Below are 21,599 nucleotides of genomic sequence, written 5' to 3' on the forward strand. Positions count from 1 at the left end.
CTTATGCACGCCCCTTCTCCGATAAAACGCCGCCAGTCCCGCCAGATTCACGTCGGCAATGTGGCGGTAGGCGGAAATGCGCCTATTTCCGTACAGAGCATGACCAACACCAACACGCTGGACGTGGCGGCTACCGTTGGGCAGATTCAGCAGTTGGAAAAAGCCGGTGCTGACATCGTACGCGTCTCCGTACCGGACATGGACGCCGCCGAAGCCTTTGGCAAAATCAAGCAGCAGGTGGGTGTGCCGTTGGTGGCCGACATTCACTTTGACTACAAGATCGCCCTGCGCGTCGCGGAGCTAGGCGTTGACTGCCTGCGCATCAACCCCGGCAATATTGGCCGTGAAGACCGCGTACGCGCGGTGGTGAGTGCCGCACGTGATAACGGCATTCCTATCCGCATTGGCGTTAACGCCGGTTCGTTGGAAAAAGACCTTCAGAAAAAGTATGGCGAGCCCACGCCTGCCGCGCTGGTGGAATCCGCCATGCGCCATATCGACCACCTGGATCGGCTCGATTTTCAAGAGTACAAGGTCAGCGTAAAAGCCTCTGATGTGTTTATGGCCGTTGCGGCTTACCGTGACCTTGCCATGCGCATTGAGCAGCCGCTGCACTTGGGTATTACCGAAGCAGGCGGGCTGCGCTCGGGCACCGTTAAGTCGTCTATTGGCCTGGGTATGCTGCTGATGGATGGTATCGGCGACACGATTCGTGTGTCACTTGCCGCCGACCCGATAGAAGAGATTAAAGTCGGCTTTGATATGCTCAAAAGCCTGCGCCTGCGCGCCAAGGGCATCAACTTTATTGCCTGCCCCAGCTGCTCACGCCAAAACTTTGACGTTATCAGCACCATGAATCAGCTTGAAGAGCGTCTGGAAGACATCATGACGCCGCTGGATGTTTCGGTGATTGGCTGCGTCGTTAACGGCCCGGGTGAAGCAAAAGAGACCGATATTGGCCTGACCGGCGGCAGCCCCGCCAACCTGGTGTATATCGACGGCAAACCGGCCAGCAAACTGCGTAACGACCACCTGGTGGATGATCTTGAGCGGATGATCCGCGAAAAAGTGCGCCAAAAACAGCAGCAAGAAGATGACATGATCGCCCGCAGCGTTTAATGCCGGGGCCATGCATCAGCCAGGATGCAGAACGAGGAGTTTTCATTGAGCAAGTCCGCTGTTAAAAAGATTCAAGCCATCCGTGGTATGAACGACCTGTTGCCCAGCGATAGTCCTCGCTGGCAATTTTTTGAGACCAAAGTACGTCAGTTAATGCATCGCTACGGCTTCGATGAAATTCGCACGCCGATTGTCGAGCAAACAGCGCTGTTCGCCCGCTCGATTGGTGAAGTGACCGATATCGTCGAAAAAGAGATGTACACTTTCGACGACCGCAACGGCGATAGCCTGACACTGCGTCCTGAAGGCACCGCCAGTTGCGTGCGTGCAGCGATGGAACACGGCTTGCTCTACAACCAGACCCAACGGCTTTGGTACCAGGGTCCGATGTTTCGTCACGAGCGCCCTCAAAAAGGCCGCTATCGTCAGTTTCATCAGGTAGGTGTTGAGACATACGGCTTTGAAGGGCCGGATATCGATGCCGAAGTGATTCTGCTCTCGGCGCGCCTGTGGAAAGAGCTAGGCCTGTTTGAGCATGTCACGCTTGAGCTTAACTCGCTGGGCTCGTCAGAGGCGCGCGCCGCCTACCGCGATAAGTTGGTGACCTACTTTGAGCAGCACCGCGAGATTCTCGACGAGGACTCCCAGCGCCGTTTGATCAGCAACCCGCTGCGCATTCTGGACTCTAAAAACCCGGCCATGGCGGACATGCTCAACGGCGCCCCGCAGCTCATGGATCATCTTGATGATGCGTCGCGCGAACACTTCGAGCAGCTGAAAGCCATGCTGGATGCGGCGGGCATCCCCTTTGTGATCAACCCTCGCCTGGTGCGCGGGCTCGACTACTACTGCCGTACGGTGTTCGAATGGACCACCAGTGCGCTGGGTAGCCAAGGCACGGTATGTGCTGGCGGTCGTTACGATGGCATGGTGGAACAGCTGGGCGGCAAACCGACCCCGGCGGTTGGGTTCGCCATGGGTATTGAGCGGTTAATCCTGTTGCTGGAGACGCTAAACCTGGTACCGGACGAAGCCCTGGGCGGCTGCGATGTCTATCTCCTGCCTATGGACGATAACGCAACGATTGCCGCGCTCACGCTTGCCGAACAGCTGCGTAGTGAGCTTCCCGACTTGCGCCTTCAACTGCACTGCGGCGGTGGTAGCTTTAAGAGCCGCATGAAAAAGGCCGATAAAAGCGCTGCGCCCATCGCCATCCTGCTGGGCGAGGACGAACTGGCCGAACACGCCGCCACGCTTAAGTTCTTGCGCGATGACCGCGAACAGCAGCGCGTGAGCCAAGCGGCACTTTCTGCCACGCTAGGCGACCTGCTGGCCCACTAAGCCAACCGAACAGGCGCTGTGCGCTTACAAATAACTAATCGCCGCTGTGCTGCGGCGATTTTATGCAATAGGAGGCCGCCCGTGGCGGATCGAAGCGAAGAAGAGCAGCTGGACATCGTTAAGCGCTGGTGGAAAGAGAATGGAACCTCTCTGATTGCAGGTGCCGCTCTTGCTGCTGCGGGCGTCTTTGGCTGGAATGCATGGCAAAACTATCAGCAAGGTCAGTCGGAAGCCGCCTCGGTGCGCTACCAGCAATTGATCAACGTTGCCATGGCCAACGAGCTGGATGAGCAGCAAACGGCCAGCGCCCGCGAGCTCATTAGCGAGCTTACCGACGATTATGGCAAAACGCTCTATGCTGAATTGGCGCTGCTTATGGACGCTCGGTTAGCCGTACAGCAGGGCGATATCGATGCGGCAAAGGTCTCTCTTGAACAGGTAGCCGATAACTCATCGCGTCGCTATGTGCAAAGCCTGGCCTGGCTGCGTCTGGCACGCATTGAGGTCGCCAACGGCAATCCTGACGCGGCACTTGCTTTACTGGATGAGCCGATCAGCGAAGCCCTGGCGGCGCAGCAAGCCAACGTCCGCGGTGACGCCTACGCAGCTCTTGGGCAAACCGACCAGGCGCGGAGCGCTTGGCAAAACGCGCAGGAACTTGCAGAGAACCTCGACCAAACGCTTTACGGCGTACCATTCAAGCTTGACGATCTTGGCGCCGAGGAGGCGACACAATAATGAATCTGCGTCTTTCCAAACAGATCATGCGCGTGACGCTAGGTGCGGTAGCCATTGCTCTGCTGGCAGGTTGCGCCAATAAAGGCGAACCCGCGTATACGCCCAAAGAGCTGCGTAGCTTTGATGAAACATCAAATCTGACCACCCAGTGGCGCCAGAATATCGGCAGCGGCTTGGGCCGTGCGCGTTACCCTATCGCCCCTTCCCGTGAAGGCAGCACGATCTTTGCCGCCGATGCACAAGGCCTGGTCATGGCGTTAAACGCTAATACCGGTAATCGTGAGTGGCGCGTAGAGCTTGATACACCGATCTCCAGCGCGCTGACCGCGATTGCAGGCCAGGTCTACCTGGGCACTCGCAACGGTGAAGTAATTGCACTGGATCAACGCGATGGCAGCGTCAGCTGGCGCTCCAGAGTATCCAGCGAAGTGCTGGCCGCGCCTCAAGCCAACCAGCAATTGCTGGTCGTGCAAAGCGTTGATGGTCAGATAACGGCGCTAGACCGCACCAACGGCCAGGAGCGCTGGGTTTATACCAGTTCTCAGCCTGCCCTTACCCTTCGCGGTACCGGGACGCCGATGGTCATTGACCCGGTCACTTTCGTCGGCCTCGCAAACGGACGCCTGGCCACGCTTGATAACCGTAGCGGCCAGCCGCTGTGGGATATGCAAATCGCCACCCCCAGTGGCCGTAGCGAAGTTGAGCGACTGGTCGATATTGCCGGCCAGCCGCTGATTACGCCTGACGGCCGCCTGTTTGTCACCAGTTACAACGGTCGCGTGGTGGCACTGGAAGCCACACGCGGCAGCGTACTCTGGGAAAGTAATCTCTCTAGCCGCCATTCACCGCTGATGGTGGGTAACTATCTTTATGTGGTTACCGACGACAGCCACCTCGTCGCGCTTGATGCCGAAAATGGCCAAGAAATATGGCGTAACAATGAACTTGAAGATCGCTGGCTTACCGCCCCAGCCTTTGCTGATGGCCGTATCGTGGCTGGCGATTTTGAAGGTTATGTCCATTTGATCGACGCGCGTGAAGGTAACATCGTGGGCCGCACCCGGGTGCATAAATCCGGCATTAGCGTGTCCCCCATTACTGATGGCAGCACCATTCATGTCCAGGCCGACAATGGTCGTCTGGAAACCCTGGAAGTCACTCCATGACACCCGTCATTGCTTTGGTCGGTCGCCCCAATGTGGGCAAATCGACACTGTTTAACCGCCTAACGCGTTCGCGTGATGCACTCGTGGCCGACTTTCCCGGCCTCACCCGCGACCGCAAGTATGGCAACGGCATGCTGGGCGGCAAAGCCTATACGGTGATTGATACCGGCGGTATCAGTGGTGATGAGGAAGGCATTGATGCGGCGATGGCAGAACAGTCGCTTGCCGCGATTGATGAAGCCGATATTGTCCTGTTCCTGGTCGATGCCCGTGCCGGGCTTAACGTAGCGGATGAAGCGATTGCCAACCACCTACGCGTTAACCAGAAAAAAACCTGGTTGGTGGTGAACAAGACCGATGGTCTGGAAGAGCACTCGGCCATGGCCGACTTCTGGAAGCTGGGCCTTGGCGACCCTTGGGCCATTGCTGCCGCGCACGGACGTAACGTTTCAACGCTGATTGATACCGTACTTGAGCCGTTTCCCGAGCGCGACCCCAGCATTCCAGCGGATATCGGCTCCAAAGGCATCCGCATTGGGGTCATTGGTCGCCCCAACGTGGGCAAATCCACGCTGGTCAACCGCCTACTGGGTGAAGATCGTGTCGTGGTGTTCGATGAAGCCGGTACCACGCGTGATGCTATCGAGATTCCTTTCGAGCGCCGCGGCAAGCCGTATGTGTTGATCGACACCGCCGGTATTCGCCGCCGCAAGAACGTTAGCGAGATTGCCGAGAAGTTTTCTATTATCAAAACCCTTGACGCGATTAAAGAGTGTCATGTGGCGGTGATGGTACTGGATGCCCGCAGCGGCCTGGTTGAGCAGGATCTTCACCTGTTGGATTACGTGCTAACAACAGGGCGTGCGCTGGTACTGGCGATCAACAAGTGGGATGGTCTGGAGAGCGAAGCAAAAGACAAGATGCGTGCCGATATCAAGCGCCGCCTGGGCTTTGCCGACTACGCTGAAATGCACTTTATTTCAGCTCTGCACGGTACCGCAGTGGGTGATTTATACCCCTCCATTGAGCGGGCATTTAATGCGGCCAACGCACACTGGTCGACCAACCGGTTGACGACCCTGTTACAGGATGCGGTCAGCCAGCACCAGCCCCCGATGGTTAACGGGCGGCGTATTAAGCTGCGTATGGCCCACCAGGGCGGCAGTAATCCGCCGATTATCGTTGTGCACGGTAATCAGACCGCGTCGGTTCCTGAAGCGTATCGCCGCTATCTGATCAATACTTTCCGTAAAGTGCTGAAGGTGCGCGGCACGCCCATGCGGTTTGAGTTCCGCTCAGGCGATAACCCGTTTGACTCTATGGCCGGGGCCAGTGATAAAGAGAAAGCTAAAAAGCGCGAGCTTACCCGCACCAAAGATGCGCGGAAAAGCCGTCGCTAACCGCGCCATACGCTATCCCACAGTAATAACGCCTGCTTGTTTAAGCAGGCGTTTTTTGTTTTAAGCTAACGTGTACAAAGCTGCTTGACAGAAACCAGCGCGGCCCCTCAAATAGCCGCGCTTCTCGCTCATGCTCCCCGGCGCTTGCCGCCACCACCCTTCTCAGGAGGGAACCTTATGTTATATGCCGTTCGTTACTGGCGCTGGCTTGTGATGCTGAGCTTGGCAAGCCTGCTTACCGGCTGCCTTGCACTCCCCCAAACGGGGCTATTTGCCTTTCGCCTGGCCATTACCTCACTCGGCGTGGAGGATGTGCGTATTGGCCCCTACTCCGTTGACGCAGGCCTGGATACCAGCGACTTGACCAGCCTGCTGGCTTCAAGCCTGGGCATGGGTAGCCTGCCGGTTCAGGCAACACTCGCAATGGGCCTTGGGCTGCCTGCGGGAATGCCGGCAGTAGCCATGTCAGGCTTTAACTGGACGCTGGACATGCCAGGTGTTGACCCCGTGGAAGGGGAGTATACCCAGGATGTTTCATTAACCTCGGGCGACGGCGCCAATCTACGCCTGCCGGTGGCATTTGACATCCTGGGCACCGATGCCCAAAAAATGGCGCCAATGCTGAACCTGGTCCAGCAGCTTGCCTCTCAAGGCTCACTACCCGCAGGCAGTGAGCTTGCGATCACGCCGGGCGATTTACGCGGCCTAGGCATGACGCTACCGGCGGGGCTACTCACACCGACCATTCGCCTTAATGTGGGTGAAGATGGTCAGCTACTCCCTCAGCGTTAAGCTGTTTCTGCCCGGCATGGCAACAGAGGCTAGCCAATGCTCCACGTGGTCAAGTCATCTGGTTAAATGTCGGCTCAGTTCAGCGTTTATCCCTAGCCTCAATCCCTGTCCTCAAGTGCATTAAGTGACAACAAGGGGATTGATTTACCCTGCACAGTGGTTATCTTGTGTGCATGGAATTCAATCATCTTTAAGGAAATCATCTCATGCGTTGGCTTCGTCCCTTTGCTGTTACTGCGCTATGCGCTTCTTTAGCGGCCTGTTCAACGTCCCCTACCGGACGCTCGCAATTATTGCTGCTTTCTGATGACCAGCTTAACGAGATGGGCCAACAGGCATTCGCCCAGTACCAGCAGGATATTCCTACCGCAGGCCAGGCAAGCCACCGCTATGTGCAGTGCATCACCAGCGCCATCGTGGATGTATTACCGGCTGAACAGCGTAACCTTGACTGGCAAATCCGGGTATTTGAAGCCGAACAGCCCAACGCCTTCGCACTGCCTGGCGGTTATATGGGGGTCAATACCGGCATGCTGAATGTTGCCACCAACCAGGATCAACTAGCCTCCGTGGTAGGCCATGAAATTGGTCACGTACTTGCCCGCCACGCCAATGAGCGGGCATCGACCGAAAACGCCACGTCGCTAGGGCTTTCGGTTATTTCCAGCGCATCGGGCATGCAAACCCCTGGCGGACAACAGCTGATGGGCGTGCTGGGCATGGGCGCGCAATACGGCATTGCCTTGCCGTTCTCACGTAGCCATGAAAGCGAAGCGGATGTGATTGGCCTGGACCTGATGGCACAGGCAGGCTTTGACCCGCGTCAAAGCGTTACGCTCTGGGAAAACATGCAGGCCGCCTCGGGCGGTGGCGCGCCACCGGCATGGATGTCGACGCACCCAAGCCAGGGACAGCGTATTGAGGGCCTACAAGCCAATATGGACACAGCGCTTGCCACCTACGAGCAGGCGCGCAACAGCGGGCACACGCCTAACTGCCAGCGCCCGTAACTCTTTGCTTTTATTTTTAACGATAAAGGGCCGAGCCATCTCGGCCCTTTTTTTGATGAATACATGCAAGCGGCTAACCCGCGTTGAGCATTCTGCGCAGCATCTGGCGTACCTGAGTCGTCTCGGGGCGTACATTTCGCCATAGATAAAATGCTTCGGCGGCCTGCTCTACCAGCATTCCCAGGCCATCCAAGCGCTGGGCACCATGCGTTCCTGCCCACTTCAAGAAGACCGTTTGCGTAGCGCCATACATCATGTCGTAGGCCCAGGCATCGTTTGCAAACAGATGACCCGGCAGAGGAGGTAAATCGCCTGTCAGACTGGCACTGGTTCCGTTGATCACGACACTAAAAGGGCCTTTAGCTGCCTTAAACCCTCCACCGTGGATCTCGCCCAAATCAGCAAAATCGTCGGCCAACTGTTGAGCTTTTTCAGCCGTTCGGTTAACGACCACCACCTCGCCAGGCTTTTCTGCGAGTAACGGCTCTAAAATTCCCCGCACGGCCCCACCAGCGCCCACCACCAGGATGCGCTTATCGGCAAGCGCTACACGGTTATATGCAAGGTCGCGTAACAAGCCAACGCCATCGGTATTATCGCCGTAAGTAAGGCCATTACCTCCGACTATCAGCGTATTCACCGCGCCAGCCCGCTGGGCACGCCTGCTCAGGGTATCGCAGAGCGCAAACGCCTCCTCCTTAAAGGGTACGGTAACGTTGGCCCCTCGCCCGCCGTTATCAACAAACGTTCGCCAGGCATCGGTAAAGCTATCCAACGGCGCCAATTGTGCTGTGTATTCAATTTTTTGCTGTGTTTGCAGGGCAAATTCGTTATGAATGAGGGGTGATTTTGAGTGCTCAATGGGATTACCCAATACGCAGTAAAGGTCACTCATCAACTCGTTCCTGTACGCTGTTTTATATTTCTGTGGATCACGATGTTTAAGCCCTATCCGACACGTTGAGCCAGTCTCTTGGCACCAGGTAATCATTTAGCGTGGCTTCAGCACTCCCAGGGGCAGGCGTATAGGCATACTCCCAACGCGCCAGTGGTGGCATCGACATTAAAATTGACTCGGTGCGCCCGCCGCTTTGTAAGCCAAACAGCGTTCCTCGGTCCCATACGAGGTTAAATTCTACATAGCGGCCGCGACGGTAAAGCTGAAACGCTCGCTCACGCTCGCCCCAATCATCCTGTTGGCGGCGCTTAACAATGGGCACGTAAGCCTCTAAAAAGCTATCGCCCACGGCGCGTTGAAAGGCGAAACACTCCTCGAAACTGCCAGCATTCAAATCATCGAAAAACAGCCCGCCCACCCCACGGGTCTCATCGCGGTGCTTTAAATAAAAGTACTCATCGCACCACGCTTTATAGCGGTCATAAACATCATCGCCAAAAGGGTCGCAGGCGGCTTTGGCCACTTGGTGCCAGTGCACCACGTCCTCAAGCACCGGGTAATAGGGCGTTAAGTCAAAGCCTCCACCAAACCACCAGACGGGCGTTTCGCCCTCTTTCTCAGCAATAAAAAAGCGTACATTGCCGTGGCTGGTAGGGACATGCGGGTTTTCAGGATGCAGCACCCAGGAAACTCCAACCGCATGAAAGCTGCGACCGGCAAGCTCCGGCCGGGCTGCCGTTGCCGAGGGCGGTAGTTGAGCACCATAAACATGGGAAAAGTTGACGCCGCCTTTTTCAAAGACACCGCCCTGCTCAATCACGCGTGAGCGTCCGCCACCACCCTCCTCACGCTGCCAGCTGTCCTCCTTAAACGCAGCTTTACCGTCAGCCGCGGCCAGCCCCTCACAAAGCCGGTCTTGAAGGCCGAGCAGGTACTGCTTAACGTCGTCTAAATGCTCGTGCGCCACGATGACTCCCGTTCAAAATTCTTACTACACAGTAATCTTCACCATAGCGCGTTTAAGCACTTGGTACTTAAGCCGTTTACTTATCTATTTAAGCGCGCATTACCTGGCCACTGGCTAAATCACGGATGGTGCTGGGTCGTGGATTCCCACCCAGCTCGCCCGCTACTATCGCGGCGACCTCCTGCCCAAAAATAGTGGCGACTTCTTCATCACTCATGGCAGGCGCCTCACCCGCACGATTGGCCGATGTCGACACCAGTGGCCCGCCAAACGCTTCGCATAACGCTTTCATTAAGGGGTGGTCGGTCACGCGTAAGGCCACGCGTTGATGAGCACCGCGAACCAGCGCATGGCTGCGACCGTTATCCGGCACCAGCCAGGTGTTAGGGCCAGGCCAACTGGCCGCAAGGGGAGCATGCAGTTCAAGCGGCAATTGGTTTAGCCAGGGCTGAAACTGCTGGATACTGGCCGCCACCAAAATAATGCCTTTGGAAGGATCGCGCTCTTTCATGCGCATTAACCGGGTAAGCGCTTCGTCATTATCAGGGTCACAGCTAAGCCCCCACACGGCTTCGGTGGGGCACGCAATAACACCGCCAGCATGCAGCGCATGAATGGCAACTTCGAGGTCGACAGCCGGTTTCATTGACTCTCCTGCTCTACAAGCAATTAGCGATAAGAGAATGCCCACATCCTATCATGGCCTGGGTAAGCGTACCCAACCACCCACCTGCTGAGCGACCCATCCATCAAGCTCCAGCATCAATAACCGCTGCTGGCAGCTGCTGACAGACTCCCCGGTATGCTGAACCAGTGAATCAAGCGGCACCGGCGTTGCCGATAAAACGTTAAGCAGCTCATCAGGCAGTGGTTCGCCTGGTGGCACCATTGATCCTGAAGAGGGAGACGAAGCCTTCACTGACACGGGTAAAAAGCTACCCGCCCACTGCTGCAACTCTTCAAGCATATCGTCGACATGGCGCACCAGCGTTGCGCCATTCCGCAACAAGTGCAGGCAGCCTTGAGCCTGAACATTGTGCAAAGACCCAGGCAGGGCAAAAAGCTCCTTGTTCTGCTCCAGGGCCAAGCGAGCACTCACCAATGAGCCGCTTTTCTCGGTGGCTTCGATCACTAACGTCCCCAATGAAAGCCCGGTCACAATCCGGTTGCGGCGCGGGAAGAACGCGGGGCGCGCCTTGGTGCCCGGCGGATGCTCTGACAACAATAACCCGCCAGGCGCGCAGCTCAGTTGCTCATGCAGGTCGCGATGTCGAGCCGGGTAAATAACGTCCACGCCACAGCCTAACACCGCAATACTGCTTCCACCGGCACTCAGCGCGGCGCGCTGAGCGATGCCATCAATGCCCAGCGCCATACCGCTGACCACGCACCAGCCTCGGCGAGCCAGTTCCCGCGCAAAGCCCTGGGCATTGACATTACCTTCCGAGGTGGGTTTGCGGGTTCCCACCATGGCAATCCTTGGCCCTTCAAGCGCCTGTAAATCCCCTTGAGCCCAAAGAATGGTGGGCGGGTCCGGTAACTCGTTGAGCAGCTCAGGCCAGGCCGGGTGGTGACGATGTAGAATATGTCGCGCTGGTCCGCTCTGCTGCCATGCCCGCGCATCGTCTACGCATCGCTGAAGCGGGCTGCGCTCAGGGTGCTCAAGCCACAGCCGTAAGGCACTGGCGGCGTTAGCGGGCAGTGTCGCCAGCCAGCCTTCCGGCCAGCGCGGCTGGCGTGCCACCATCTGGGTAATGCGCAGTGCGCCCATGCCCGGCAAGGCGTTGACCACTAACCACTCACTGGTATTCATCGACGCTCCTCAACGTGCATGCTGAATATCCCCATTGCGTTATAAATCCGGAGTCACCACACGATCACCCACTTCCAGCATGCTGGACGCTTGCATCACCAGCGCATAACTCACCTGCTGGTAAGGCTTCACTACCATTGCCCAGCCCGCGGGGCTCGGTGGCAACGGCGTTACTACCTGGCGACGCGCGTCGAAAACAGTTTCGCTCGGCGAGTTCACTTGAAGCAGATGCCCTGGCTCCAGACCGTCTTGCGTGCCTACATCCAAAGCAATGATGTGCAAGGCACCTATAAAACGTACGCCGCCGGGCACGGCGAGAATACGACCGTTTATTGCACTGCTCGGCAGGCGGGGTTGAAGCGCCGTTCGAGGCGCATCGGGTTCCAGGGCAAGAATAAGATCATTACTACGCACCTCTTGATGAGCGCTAAGCACTTCCAGCAGGGCAATATCCTCCTCACTGCGTACAAGGCGAGCTTCGCCGATGTGACTTAACGCCTGCCCCAACACCGCGCCGTCGTCAGCGGTATAGGTCTGTGTCTGACGATAAATACCGAAGGTGGCAAGGCCCGTCGTTGCTCTATTCGTTACGCTGCTCGGTACGCTTTCCAGTGCGTGGCTCGGCATAGCGCCACGGGCGTAAATCCGGTCACCTGCACCGTTGATCAATCGCTGGTGCTCGCCAGCCAACACATAGGCCATCTCAGGCTGGCGCGCTCCGGCTTCTATTACTCGGTGTTCACGCCAAAAGGCGTTAAGGCTTTCAAGCGAGAGTGTGCCGAGCTCACTTACCCTCGCGTCTAGCGCTCCATCGGGCATTGGCAAGGTGCGTATTTGGGGAGAAAGCGTCACCACCGGCAGCGTTTCAGCGCCAACGGCGTGAAGACTTATTAACAACCCAGACAGCAGGCTTACTACCCTCTTGAGCACGTCACAAAGCGCGTTTTGTCTTGCCGCGCGGCGCATAAAGTTGGCTAGCACTATCCCGTACTCCGTGAAGGATGTTTCGATCATTTTCATGGCGCTTCACCGCATGTGCTGATGCCCAGGAGCGCTGCCAGCGTGATATAGTGGCGATTAGCAAAGTACCAGGCCGCCGCTATCCGGCCTGATTATCCAAGATTTAGCTTAACGATGACGGTAATCCCCATGGCCAAACTTCCTATTCTCGAATTCCCCGATGAGCGCCTGCGCACCAAGGCGGTACCGGTGGAAACCGTTGACGACGAGGTCCGCCAGCTTGTCGACGATATGTTAGAGACCATGTACGACGCGCGTGGCATTGGCCTTGCAGCCACCCAAATTGATGTCCATCGTCGTATCGTCGTCATGGACGTAAGCGAAGATAACTCGCAGCCGCTGGTGCTGATCAACCCTCGCTATACGCCGGTCGGCGAAGACCAAGAGCCGCTTTCTGAAGGCTGCTTGTCGATTCCCGAGCACTACGCGGAAGTGCCGCGCTACCTTACGGTAAAACTCAACGCGCTTGACCGTAACGGCGAGGCGTATGAGCTTGAGGCCGACGGCCTGCTGGCGCACTGCATTCAACACGAGTACGACCACCTTGAAGGTGTACTGTTTGTTGATTATCTTTCGCCGCTAAAGCGCGACCGCATCATGAAAAAAATGCAGAAACGTCATAAGCTGATGAAAGACGACGCTTAACAGCCATCCGTTTTAGCACAGTTTACTTCGGTTTTTGTAGAAGTTTTGTAAGTGAGCGTATTTATAACGCTTAAGGCCGAGAAGCCTGGTACTCCATACAACGGTACAACAGCCGTTGTATACCCTGCTTCTCGGCCTTTATTGTTGCCCCAGGCTTTCTCATTTCTCCTGTTACCAGGTACCTGTTGTCATGTCACAGTTGCGCGTTGTTTTTGCTGGCACGCCTGATTTCGCTGCCTCAAGCCTTGCGGCCCTACTGGCTAGCAAACATAAGGTAGTGGCGGTTTATACCCAACCCGACCGCCCGGCAGGTCGTGGTCGCAAACTCACGCCAAGCCCCGTTAAAAAGCTTGCTCTTGAGCATGCGCTTCCGGTCTACCAGCCACAAACGCTAAAAGACCCGGCCGCTCAAGCGGAGCTTGCCGCTTTAAACGCCGATATTATGGTGGTCGTGGCGTACGGTTTATTGCTGCCCCAGGCAGTATTGGACACACCGCGCCTGGGGTGCATTAATGTCCACGCCTCACTGCTACCCCGCTGGCGCGGTGCCGCCCCGATTCAGCGCGCGATTGAAGCCGGTGATAACGCCTCGGGCGTTACCATCATGCAAATGGATGCAGGGCTTGATACCGGCGCCATGCTGCACGAAGTACGCACCCCGATCACCGAGCAAACCACCGGTGGCGACCTGCATGACCGCCTGGCGCTTCAAGGCGCCACTGCGCTCACCAGCGCGCTGGATAAACTGGCCAACGGTAACGCCAGTGCGACACCCCAGCCGGAAGAAGGCGTTACCTACGCCACCAAGCTCAGCAAAGCAGAGGCCGAGCTGGACTTCACTCAGCCTGCTGAACGCCTTGCGCGTAAAATCCGCGCCTTTAACCCCTGGCCGGTGGCGTGGTGTCAGATGGGTGATGACCGCTTACGCTTACTCATGGCAAGCGTTGCAACCGGTGAACAGGGCGCAACGCCGCCCGGCACGCTGCTTGAAAACGGTGAAGACCATCTGCGTATTGCCTGTGGCCCGGAAGGCCGCGAGGTTTTATGTATCAGCAGCGCCCAACTTCCTGGCGGCAAGGCCATGGCTGTGCGCGACTTACTCAATGCCCGCCATGCCCGATTGACGCCCGGTAACCGCCTTGGTCAGCCTGAATCCCAGCAAGGAGACGCTTTATGAGCCAGCAACGCTCACAACACGGTAAACGCGCATCAGGCAATAGCGGCCAGGACGTGCGCGCCGCCGCCGCCCGTGCGTTAGCGCCGGTTATTTCTCAGCAAGGCTCACTGGCCGCGTTGGATGAGAACAGCGTCGTTGCCCGTGACCGGGGCCTTTTAAAAGAGCTCTGCTTTGGCACCTGTCGCCAGCTTCCACGTTTGGAAGCGCTGGCTAACAGCCTGCTAAAGCAGCCCTTTAAAAAGCGTGACAGTGATATTCACGCGCTGCTGCTGCTGGGTATTTATCAGTTGCTGTATATGCGTATTCCCGCCCACGCGGCCGTCGGCGAAACCGCCGGTGCCGCGCGCTTGTTGGGTAAAGAGTGGGCGACCCGCGTACTGAATGGCTGCCTGCGCCGCCTACAGCGCGAGTCTGAAGAACTCCAGGCCGCCGTTGATAAGGATGAGAGTATTGCGCTGGCCCACCCCCGCTGGCTGCTGGAGGCACTACGCAACGCCTGGCCGGAGCAGTGGCGGGCAATTGTTGAGGCAAATAATCAGCCTGGCCCCATGACGCTGCGCGTCAATCAGCATCACAATGACCGCGAAGCCTATATAGAACGGCTGACCGAACAAGGCTTAAGCGGTGAACTCTGCTCCCACTCGCCAGATGGCATTACCCTTAACACGCCCTGCGATGTCACCCTGCTACCCGGATTTTCCGAGGGCCACGTTAGCGTACAGGATGAGGCAGCCCAGCTGTGTGCTGCGCTACTTGGCCCAGCCCTGGCACCTCGCCCCGGTGCGCAGGTATTGGATGCCTGTAGCGCGCCTGGCGGCAAAACGGCTCACTTGCTTGAACAGTTTGATATTGCGCTGACCGCCCTGGATAGCGATAACCAACGCCTTTCGCGAGTAGAAAGCACGCTAGAGCGATTGGGGCTATCCGCCACGCTTCAGAATGTGGATGCCACTCAGCGCGACTGGTGGAACGGCACACCGTTTGAGGCTATTCTGCTTGACGCTCCTTGCTCGGGCACCGGCGTTATACGGCGCCATCCGGATATCAAAACACTGCGACGCAAAGAGGACATCCGCAAGCTGGCCAAGCTACAGCAGCAGCTACTGGACAATTTATGGCCCATGCTACGCGAAGGCGGCACGCTGTTATACGCCACCTGCTCGGTACTGCCTGAGGAGAATGCCCAACAGATCGAGGCCTTTCTGGCACGCACACCTGATGCCAAAGTGACCACGCCCAGCGATGTGGCCTGGGGCATCCAAAGCGGTCAGGGCCGCCAGCTATTTCCAGAGCAAGGACGTCATGACGGCTTTTTTTATGCCAGGCTTGAGAAGCAGTCTGCCTAGGCGCGTTCTGGTGCCAAGGCAGTGAACTCATGACTAAGGATGGAGATACCATGACTCACCACACCTACAAGCACATAGAAATCACCGGCTCTTCCGAGAAAGGCATCGAGGAAGCCGTGCAGAATGCAATCGCCAAGGCGTCCGAGTCTATCCAGCACATGCGCTGGCTAGAAGTGACCGATACACGTGGCCATATTGAAGACGGCCGCGTGGCCCACTGGCAGGTCACCGTTAAAGTCGGTTTCACGCTGGAATAATCCTTACCTGCATTTCGACGGCGGCTGGTTTACACTGGCCGCCGTCTTTATTGCAGCGCATTACGTTAGATATACAACGCTACCTATTGCGCTGGCGCTTTCAATGGAACCGATGCTCAGTAATGAAAATCATCATTCTCGGCGCCGGCCAGGTCGGCGGCACCCTGGCGGAGCACCTCGCCCGCGAGGAAAATGACATCACCGTTGTCGATACCGACGCCAATAAGCTGCGCGAGCTGCACACCAAGCTCGATATTCGTACCGTCACCGGCGCGGGTTCCTACCCTATCGTTCTGCGGCAGGCTGGCTGCGAAGATGCTGACATGTTGATTGCGGTGACCAACAGCGACGAAGTCAACATGATCGCCTGTCAGGTCGCGCATACGCTGTTCCGCACGCCTACCAAAATAGCCCGGGTGCGCGCCACGCCCTACCTGACTCGCAAGGGGCTTTTTGCCCACGAAGCGATCCCCATTGATGTGTTGATCAGCCCCGAACAGGTGGTCACCGACCATGTCCGCCGCTTGATTGAACACCCCGGTGCATTGCAGGTGTTGGACTTTGCGGATGGCCTGGTGCAGCTAGTGGCGGTCAAAGCGGTGTATGGCGGGCCACTGGTGGGTCAGGACTTGGCCTTTTTGCGCAGTCATATGCCGAACGTGGATACTCGCGTCGCGGCTATTTATCGGCGTAACCGGCCCCTCATTCCCCGCGGCGACACGGTCATTGAAGCCGACGATGAGGTGTTTTTCCTTGCTGCCAGGAGAGACATTCGCGCGGTCATGAGCGAGCTTCGGCGAATCGAACGAGGCTTTCGCCGCGTCGTCATTGCGGGCGGCGGCAACATTGGCGAACGCTTGGCCGAACATCTGGAACACAGCCATCAGGTCAAGATTATCGAGCATAGCCTTGAGCGCTGTACCACGCTCTCCGAACGGCTTGACCGCACCGTCGTGCTTCACGGCAGCGCGACCAGCAAGCGGCTTCTGGAAGAAGAGAACATTGAAGACTGCGATATTTTCTGCGCGCTGACCAACGACGACGAAGTCAATATCATGTCGTCTCTGCTGGCCAAACGGCTGGGGGCCAAGAAGGTGCTTACGCTGATCAACAACGCCGCTTACGTAGACCTCGTTCAAGGTGGCGAGATCGATATCGCAATTTCGCCCCAGCAGGCCACCATTGGCAGCCTGTTAACCCACGTACGCCGAGGCGATATCGTCAATGTGCATTCACTACGCCGTGGAGCGGCAGAAGCCATTGAAGCCATTGCTCATGGCGACAAACACTCTTCGAAAGTTGTCGGTCGTACCGTTCGCGAGATCGGCCTGCCCGAAGGCACCACGATCGGAGCGATTGTGCGCGGCAAGGACGTCATTATCGCTCATGGGGATGTCACGGTGGAGAGCGGCGATCACGTGATTCTGTTTGTGATCGATAAGCGCCGCATCCGCGATGTCGAGCGTATGTTCCAGGTCGGTTTGACGTTCTTTTAGGAGCATGCACCTACCATGAGTCTGCGGGTCATTTTACGCATTTTAGGGCTGCTGCTGATGCTGTTCAGCCTGACGATGCTCCCCCCCATTTTGATTTCCCTGTGGTTTCGCGATGGGGTCTGGTACGCATTTATGATCGGTATCGCCATTACGGCGATCACCGGCTTAACCTTGTACCTACCCAACCGCCGTGCCCACAAAGAGCTACGCATCCGTGATGGTTTTTTAATCGCGGCGATGTTCTGGACGGTTCTGGCGCTGTTTGGTTCGCTACCGCTGATGCTGTTTGGCGATACGTCGCTGAGCATTACCGATGCGGTGTTTGAATCATTTTCAGGCCTGACCACGACAGGCGCCACGGTGATTACGGGGATCGACTTTTTGCCCAAATCGATTCTCTACTATCGCCAACAGTTGCAGTGGCTTGGCGGGATGGGGATTGTGGTGCTGGCCGTCGCGATTCTGCCTACGCTTGGGGTCGGCGGCATGGCGCTTTACCGCACCGAAATTCCAGGACCTCTGAAAGACTCCAAACTAACGCCACGAATCACCGAAACGGCCAAAGCGCTTTGGTACATCTACGCCACTCTCACCATGGCCTGCATGGTGGCCTATATGCTGGCCGGCATGGATTGGTTTGATGCCATAGGGCACAGTTTCTCTACCGTGGCGATTGGCGGTTTTTCTACTCATGATGCCAGCATCGGTTACTTCAACAGCGCAGCGATTGAGCTGATTTGCGCGGCTTTTATACTCATTTCCGCGTTCAGTTTTAGCCTGCACTTTATCGCCTGGCGTGAAAAGCGCTTGCTGCACTACTTCCAAGACCCGGAAGCACGCTTTTTAATGCTGTTTCTGGCAGGACTTGTCACGATTACCGCGATTACCCTGTGGCTGACACACACCTACGATACGCTAAGCGGCTTGCGCTACGCGCTTTTCGAGGTGGTGTCCGTCGCGACCACAGCAGGCTTTTCCGTCGCCGACTTCTCGGCCTGGCCTGGCGCTATCCCTTTTTTACTGTTTATTGCCGCTTTTGTGGGCGGCTGCTCCGGTTCAACAGCAGGGGGAATGAAGGTCATCCGGATTATCCTGATCCTCAAGCAGGGCATGCGCGAGGTTATGCGTTTGATCCATCCCAATGCGGTTATCGCGGTTAAAGTCGGCAAAGTGAGTGTACCCGACAGCATCGCCCAGGCCGTTTGGGGGTTCTTCTCCGCCTACGTCATGCTGTTCTTTTTAATGCTGATGGGCGTTATGGCAACCGGCGTGGACCAGGTCACCGCCTGGTCGACCGTGGGATCAGCGCTTAATAACCTTGGCCCGGCACTCGGAGAAGCCAGCGGCAACTACGGCGAGCTACCTGATCTTGCCAAATGGATACTGGTGCTTGCCATGCTGCTAGGCCGCCTGGAAATTTTTACCGTGTTAGTGTTATTTACGCCCGCTTTTTGGCGGCGCTAATTCGGATGATGCCGTTTACTATTTGAGTTGAGACACCTAATGACCCAAGACGACACCACCCCGCTAGCCACGGCGTCTGACGCACTACCCGCCACTAGCGGGCCGCTGAAAACGGTTACCGTGGGCGGCACTACCTACACTTTGCTGGGTACGGCGCACGTGTCGGCACAAAGTGCTGACGATGTAAAAATGCTGGCTGACAGCGGGCTTTATGACGCCGTAGCAATTGAGCTGTGCGACGCCCGCCATCACAGCATGACGAACCCGGATGCCATGGGTGAGCAGGACCTTTTTCAGGTATTCAAGCAGGGCAAAGCGGGTATGGTCGCGGCAAGCCTGGCACTGGGCGCTTTTCAACAGCGTATCGCTGAGCAGTCCGGCATTGAGCCAGGTGCCGAGATGCGCGCCGCGCTTGAAGAGTGCCGTAACCGTAACCTGCCGCTTTTACTGGTTGACCGCGATGTCGGGATAACGCTTAAGCGCATCTACCGCAACGTGCCCTGGTGGCAACGCTTTTCACTCTTTTCAGGCCTGATTGGCAGCGTACTATCGCGCCAGGACGTATCCAAGGAAGAGATCGAAAAGCTAAAAGAAGGCGATATGCTGGAAGCCACGTTTAGCGAGTTTGCCGCTGAATCGGAAGCCCTTTACACCCCGCTGATTCGCGAGCGCGACCGCTACATGGTGCTACGCCTTGCCGAACAGGCGCCGCCTGGGCGCTTCAAGAACGTGTTAGTGGTGCTGGGTGCTGGCCACCTGAAAGGCACCGCTGAGCACCTGGAAGCACCATTACCCGAGAACCCAACGGTAGAACGCGAAGCGCTGGAAGCTTCACCGCCGCCCTCCAAACTCTGGAAAGCCTTGCCTTGGCTGATTACCGCGCTGGTCATTACCGGCTTTGCCATTGGCTTCTCACGCAATACCGATTTGGGTTGGCAGTTGGTGCTGGAGTGGTTCTTGATCAACGGGATTCTGTCCGGCGGGGCGACCCTTATTGCGCTTGCTCACCCGGTCACCGTTATTACCACTTTCTTTGCCGCACCGCTTACCTCGCTTAACCCAACGATTGGGGCCGGTTTTGTCGCCGCCGGGGTGGAGCTTTACATGCGCAAACCCAAGGTGCGCGACTTCGCTTCGCTACGTCAGGATGTCACCCACCTCAAAGGGTGGTGGAAAAACCGGGTGTCGCGCACGCTGTTGGTGTTTATCCTCGCCACGCTCGGCTCAGCCGTGGGCACTTGGGTCGCAGGCTTTCGAATTGCAGGTGCCTTGTTTGGTAGCGGCGCGGCGTGAGTACGCTTAAGCGTTCGCCCTGGCAGGCGGATGCCTTGCTACTGCTGGTAACCATACTGGCGGCAGCCGGATGGATTTTCTCCAAGGAAGCGCTTGCCGGTATGCCGCCGATGCTGTTTATCGGCACTCGCTTTTTACTGGCTGGGCTCATCCTGCTGGGCTTTGCCTGGCCCGCCTTAAGCGCCATGCCAGCACGGCGTATTCGGCGCGGTATTTTTGTAGGTTTTCTGTTTAGCGGCGCCATTGGCTTCTGGATCATGGGGCTTGCGACGTCAAATCACCTGGGCGAAAGTGCGTTTATCAATAGCTTGGGAATATTACTGGTGCCTATCGTTGCCAAGCTGCTGTTTGGCGACAGACCACCACGCACCACCTGGATCGCCCTGCCCGTTGCCCTGCTGGGCTTCGCGTTGCTCTCCCTTAATGCTGGTTTCAAGGTAGAAACCAGCCAGCTTTTGATGGTCTGCGCAGCACTCTGCTTTGCGTTACTCATCAATATTAATACCCGCGTCGTGCGAAACGTAGCCGCCCTACCGCTCACCACACTTCAGCTGTTATCCGTGGGCACCGTATTAACCCTGGTGTCCTTTATGTTTGAGCGCCAGCCCGTGGCGCTTAACACGTCTATTCTGGGCTGGTTTATGGCCAGTGTTCTATTGGCAAGCGCCCTGCGGTTTTTCCTGCAAATTACTGCCCAGGGAATGACCACGCCAAGCCACGCCTCGGTGGTATTGATGCTGGAAGCGGTATGGACCGCATTATTTGCCGCCTGGTGGTTTGGCGAAGTCATGGCGCCGCTACAGCTACTCGGCTGCGGGCTAATTTTTACCGCCCTGCTGATTAACCGCTGGTACTGGGTGCGCAAGATACTCCTGCGTTGGCTACCCGGCGCTGCCCGCTAGCGACTCTCTTCCCTCTCTTCAAACCCTTCCTTGCGTGCTAACAGGCGCGTCATTGCCTCAGTGGGTTCTGCAATTTTCTTGTAGAACCGGCTGGCGGCGTAGCTATCGTTAAACACATCGAAGTAGTCATCCAGCACGGCCGCCGCGTTGTTGTCGCCCCCTTGGCGCAACAGCTCAATGGCCACCTCTGCCGTACATAAATGCGCTTTCGAGGCGGGCTTACGCAGCCGGTAGCGGGTTTCGCGTTCGGTATGTAACGGCAATACCGGCAACGCATCCAGGTACGCACTCTTGCGAAACATGCGCCGTGCCTGCCGCCATGTACCATCCAGAATGATAAACACAGGAATACGTGATTCCTGTTTGGCGCTGTGTACGGCGTCCATTCCCACCACCCGGTCTGCATAATCGGGCTGGTCATCCGGGAAGATGACAAAGGGCACGTAGCGCGGGTCTGCCAAAAGCTCGGTTAACTGCGCATCCGGCGCCGTCCGATACCAGGTAAATACCTGCGTTTGCGCCAGCACATCCCCTATCAACCGACCCGTATTGGTCGGCTTATAGTGCTCCAACGGATGCGTCAGCAGCCATACCTGGGCGTGGCTTTCGGCCTTCACCTGGTACGGGCAAAGGCAGTTTAGCGCGGGCAAATTACAGCCCTCACAGCGTATGACAAAACTGCCCCGCGCCTTGAACTCTCGACGCGGTGGGCGAGGATGACCAGTGACAGAATCACATTCAGTTGAGGCAGGCAT

21 protein-coding genes are annotated in these 21,599 nt (G+C 57.1%); 15 read left to right on the forward strand and 6 right to left on the reverse strand.

All coding sequences use genetic code 11. The features are described from left to right. The first annotated feature begins 3 nt into the window (after positions 1–3). From ispG to ACT3TC_RS03285, 7 genes are all read left to right on the forward strand, one after another. Positions 4–1,119, forward strand: a complete 1,116-nt coding sequence (gene ispG / locus ACT3TC_RS03255; protein ID WP_444639095.1) for a flavodoxin-dependent (E)-4-hydroxy-3-methylbut-2-enyl-diphosphate synthase — start codon at positions 4–6, stop codon at positions 1,117–1,119. Between the two features lie 45 nt (positions 1,120–1,164). Then, positions 1,165–2,460: a histidine--tRNA ligase gene (gene hisS, locus ACT3TC_RS03260; RefSeq protein WP_444639096.1), complete on the forward strand. Its 1,296-nt coding sequence runs from the start codon at positions 1,165–1,167 to the stop codon at positions 2,458–2,460. An 81-nt stretch (positions 2,461–2,541) separates the two neighbouring features. Then, a complete protein-coding gene (locus ACT3TC_RS03265) occupies positions 2,542–3,198 on the forward strand; it encodes a YfgM family protein (RefSeq protein ID WP_444639097.1) in 657 nt (218 codons plus the stop codon). Further along, on the forward strand, positions 3,198–4,364 hold the full coding sequence (bamB, locus tag ACT3TC_RS03270) for an outer membrane protein assembly factor BamB (protein ID WP_444639099.1): 1,167 nt from the start codon (positions 3,198–3,200) through the stop codon (positions 4,362–4,364). The genes ACT3TC_RS03265 and bamB overlap by 1 nt, the downstream gene beginning before the upstream one ends. Continuing rightward, positions 4,361–5,764, forward strand: coding sequence for a ribosome biogenesis GTPase Der (gene der / locus ACT3TC_RS03275; protein WP_172118611.1), 1,404 nt, complete (start codon positions 4,361–4,363; stop codon positions 5,762–5,764). The genes bamB and der overlap by 4 nt, the downstream gene beginning before the upstream one ends. 177 nt (positions 5,765–5,941) lie before the next feature. Continuing rightward, on the forward strand, positions 5,942–6,556 hold the full coding sequence (locus ACT3TC_RS03280; protein WP_444639100.1) for a hypothetical protein: 615 nt from the start codon (positions 5,942–5,944) through the stop codon (positions 6,554–6,556). 206 nt (positions 6,557–6,762) lie between these two features. After that, the gene (locus ACT3TC_RS03285) at positions 6,763–7,566 is read left to right on the forward strand and encodes a M48 family metallopeptidase (protein ID WP_444628059.1); all 804 of its coding nucleotides are present in this window, start codon (positions 6,763–6,765) and stop codon (positions 7,564–7,566) included. 73 nt (positions 7,567–7,639) lie between these two features. On the opposite strand, the gene aroE is transcribed toward ACT3TC_RS03285, so the two are convergent. The 5 genes from aroE to ACT3TC_RS03310 all read right to left on the reverse strand — a co-directional run bounded on the left by aroE (position 7,640) and on the right by ACT3TC_RS03310 (position 12,264). Further along, on the reverse strand, positions 7,640–8,461 hold the full coding sequence (gene aroE / locus ACT3TC_RS03290; protein WP_444639102.1) for a shikimate dehydrogenase: 822 nt from the start codon (positions 8,459–8,461) through the stop codon (positions 7,640–7,642). A gap of 46 nt (positions 8,462–8,507) precedes the next feature. Further along, positions 8,508–9,431, reverse strand: coding sequence for an oxygen-dependent coproporphyrinogen oxidase (hemF, locus tag ACT3TC_RS03295; protein WP_444622306.1), 924 nt, complete (start codon positions 9,429–9,431; stop codon positions 8,508–8,510). A gap of 88 nt (positions 9,432–9,519) precedes the next feature. Next, on the reverse strand, positions 9,520–10,077 hold the full coding sequence (locus ACT3TC_RS03300) for an L-threonylcarbamoyladenylate synthase (protein WP_172118606.1): 558 nt from the start codon (positions 10,075–10,077) through the stop codon (positions 9,520–9,522). Between the two features lie 51 nt (positions 10,078–10,128). Further along, positions 10,129–11,244, reverse strand: a complete 1,116-nt coding sequence (gene dprA, locus ACT3TC_RS03305) for a DNA-processing protein DprA (RefSeq protein WP_444639103.1) — start codon at positions 11,242–11,244, stop codon at positions 10,129–10,131. Positions 11,245–11,283: 39 nt separating this feature from the next. Beyond that, positions 11,284–12,264: a peptidoglycan-binding protein gene (locus ACT3TC_RS03310; protein WP_444639105.1), complete on the reverse strand. Its 981-nt coding sequence runs from the start codon at positions 12,262–12,264 to the stop codon at positions 11,284–11,286. A 129-nt stretch (positions 12,265–12,393) separates the two neighbouring features. Between ACT3TC_RS03310 and def the strand changes: the two genes are divergently transcribed. From def to ACT3TC_RS03350, 8 genes are all read left to right on the forward strand, one after another. Then, positions 12,394–12,909, forward strand: coding sequence for a peptide deformylase (gene def / locus ACT3TC_RS03315; RefSeq protein WP_172118603.1), 516 nt, complete (start codon positions 12,394–12,396; stop codon positions 12,907–12,909). Positions 12,910–13,099: 190 nt separating this feature from the next. Continuing rightward, complete coding sequence (fmt, locus tag ACT3TC_RS03320; protein ID WP_444639106.1) at positions 13,100–14,086, forward strand: methionyl-tRNA formyltransferase; 987 nt, start codon at positions 13,100–13,102, stop codon at positions 14,084–14,086. Next, positions 14,083–15,432, forward strand: coding sequence for a 16S rRNA (cytosine(967)-C(5))-methyltransferase RsmB (gene rsmB / locus ACT3TC_RS03325; protein ID WP_444639107.1), 1,350 nt, complete (start codon positions 14,083–14,085; stop codon positions 15,430–15,432). Before fmt ends, rsmB begins: the two co-directional genes overlap by 4 nt. Before the next feature lie 50 nt (positions 15,433–15,482). Next, a complete protein-coding gene (locus ACT3TC_RS03330) occupies positions 15,483–15,689 on the forward strand; it encodes a dodecin (RefSeq protein WP_172118637.1) in 207 nt (68 codons plus the stop codon). 122 nt (positions 15,690–15,811) lie between these two features. After that, on the forward strand, positions 15,812–17,185 hold the full coding sequence (gene trkA, locus ACT3TC_RS03335) for a Trk system potassium transporter TrkA (RefSeq protein ID WP_172118600.1): 1,374 nt from the start codon (positions 15,812–15,814) through the stop codon (positions 17,183–17,185). A 15-nt stretch (positions 17,186–17,200) separates the two neighbouring features. Continuing rightward, positions 17,201–18,649 carry a TrkH family potassium uptake protein gene (locus ACT3TC_RS03340; RefSeq protein ID WP_172118599.1) on the forward strand — a complete coding sequence of 483 codons (1,449 nt, stop codon included), beginning with the start codon at positions 17,201–17,203 and terminating at the stop codon, positions 18,647–18,649. Between the two features lie 39 nt (positions 18,650–18,688). Continuing rightward, positions 18,689–19,942, forward strand: coding sequence for a TraB/GumN family protein (locus ACT3TC_RS03345; RefSeq protein ID WP_444639108.1), 1,254 nt, complete (start codon positions 18,689–18,691; stop codon positions 19,940–19,942). Next, the gene (locus ACT3TC_RS03350; RefSeq protein WP_193055264.1) at positions 19,939–20,844 is read left to right on the forward strand and encodes a DMT family transporter; all 906 of its coding nucleotides are present in this window, start codon (positions 19,939–19,941) and stop codon (positions 20,842–20,844) included. Before ACT3TC_RS03345 ends, ACT3TC_RS03350 begins: the two co-directional genes overlap by 4 nt. Here the strand turns inward: ACT3TC_RS03350 and ACT3TC_RS03355 are convergent. After that, positions 20,841–21,599, reverse strand: coding sequence for a tRNA-uridine aminocarboxypropyltransferase (locus ACT3TC_RS03355; RefSeq protein ID WP_444639109.1), 759 nt, complete (start codon positions 21,597–21,599; stop codon positions 20,841–20,843). The genes ACT3TC_RS03350 and ACT3TC_RS03355 overlap by 4 nt on opposite strands.

This window comes from Halomonas sp. AOP27-A1-41 (genome assembly GCF_052378605.1).
Lineage (GTDB): Bacteria > Pseudomonadota > Gammaproteobacteria > Pseudomonadales > Halomonadaceae > Vreelandella > Vreelandella citrativorans.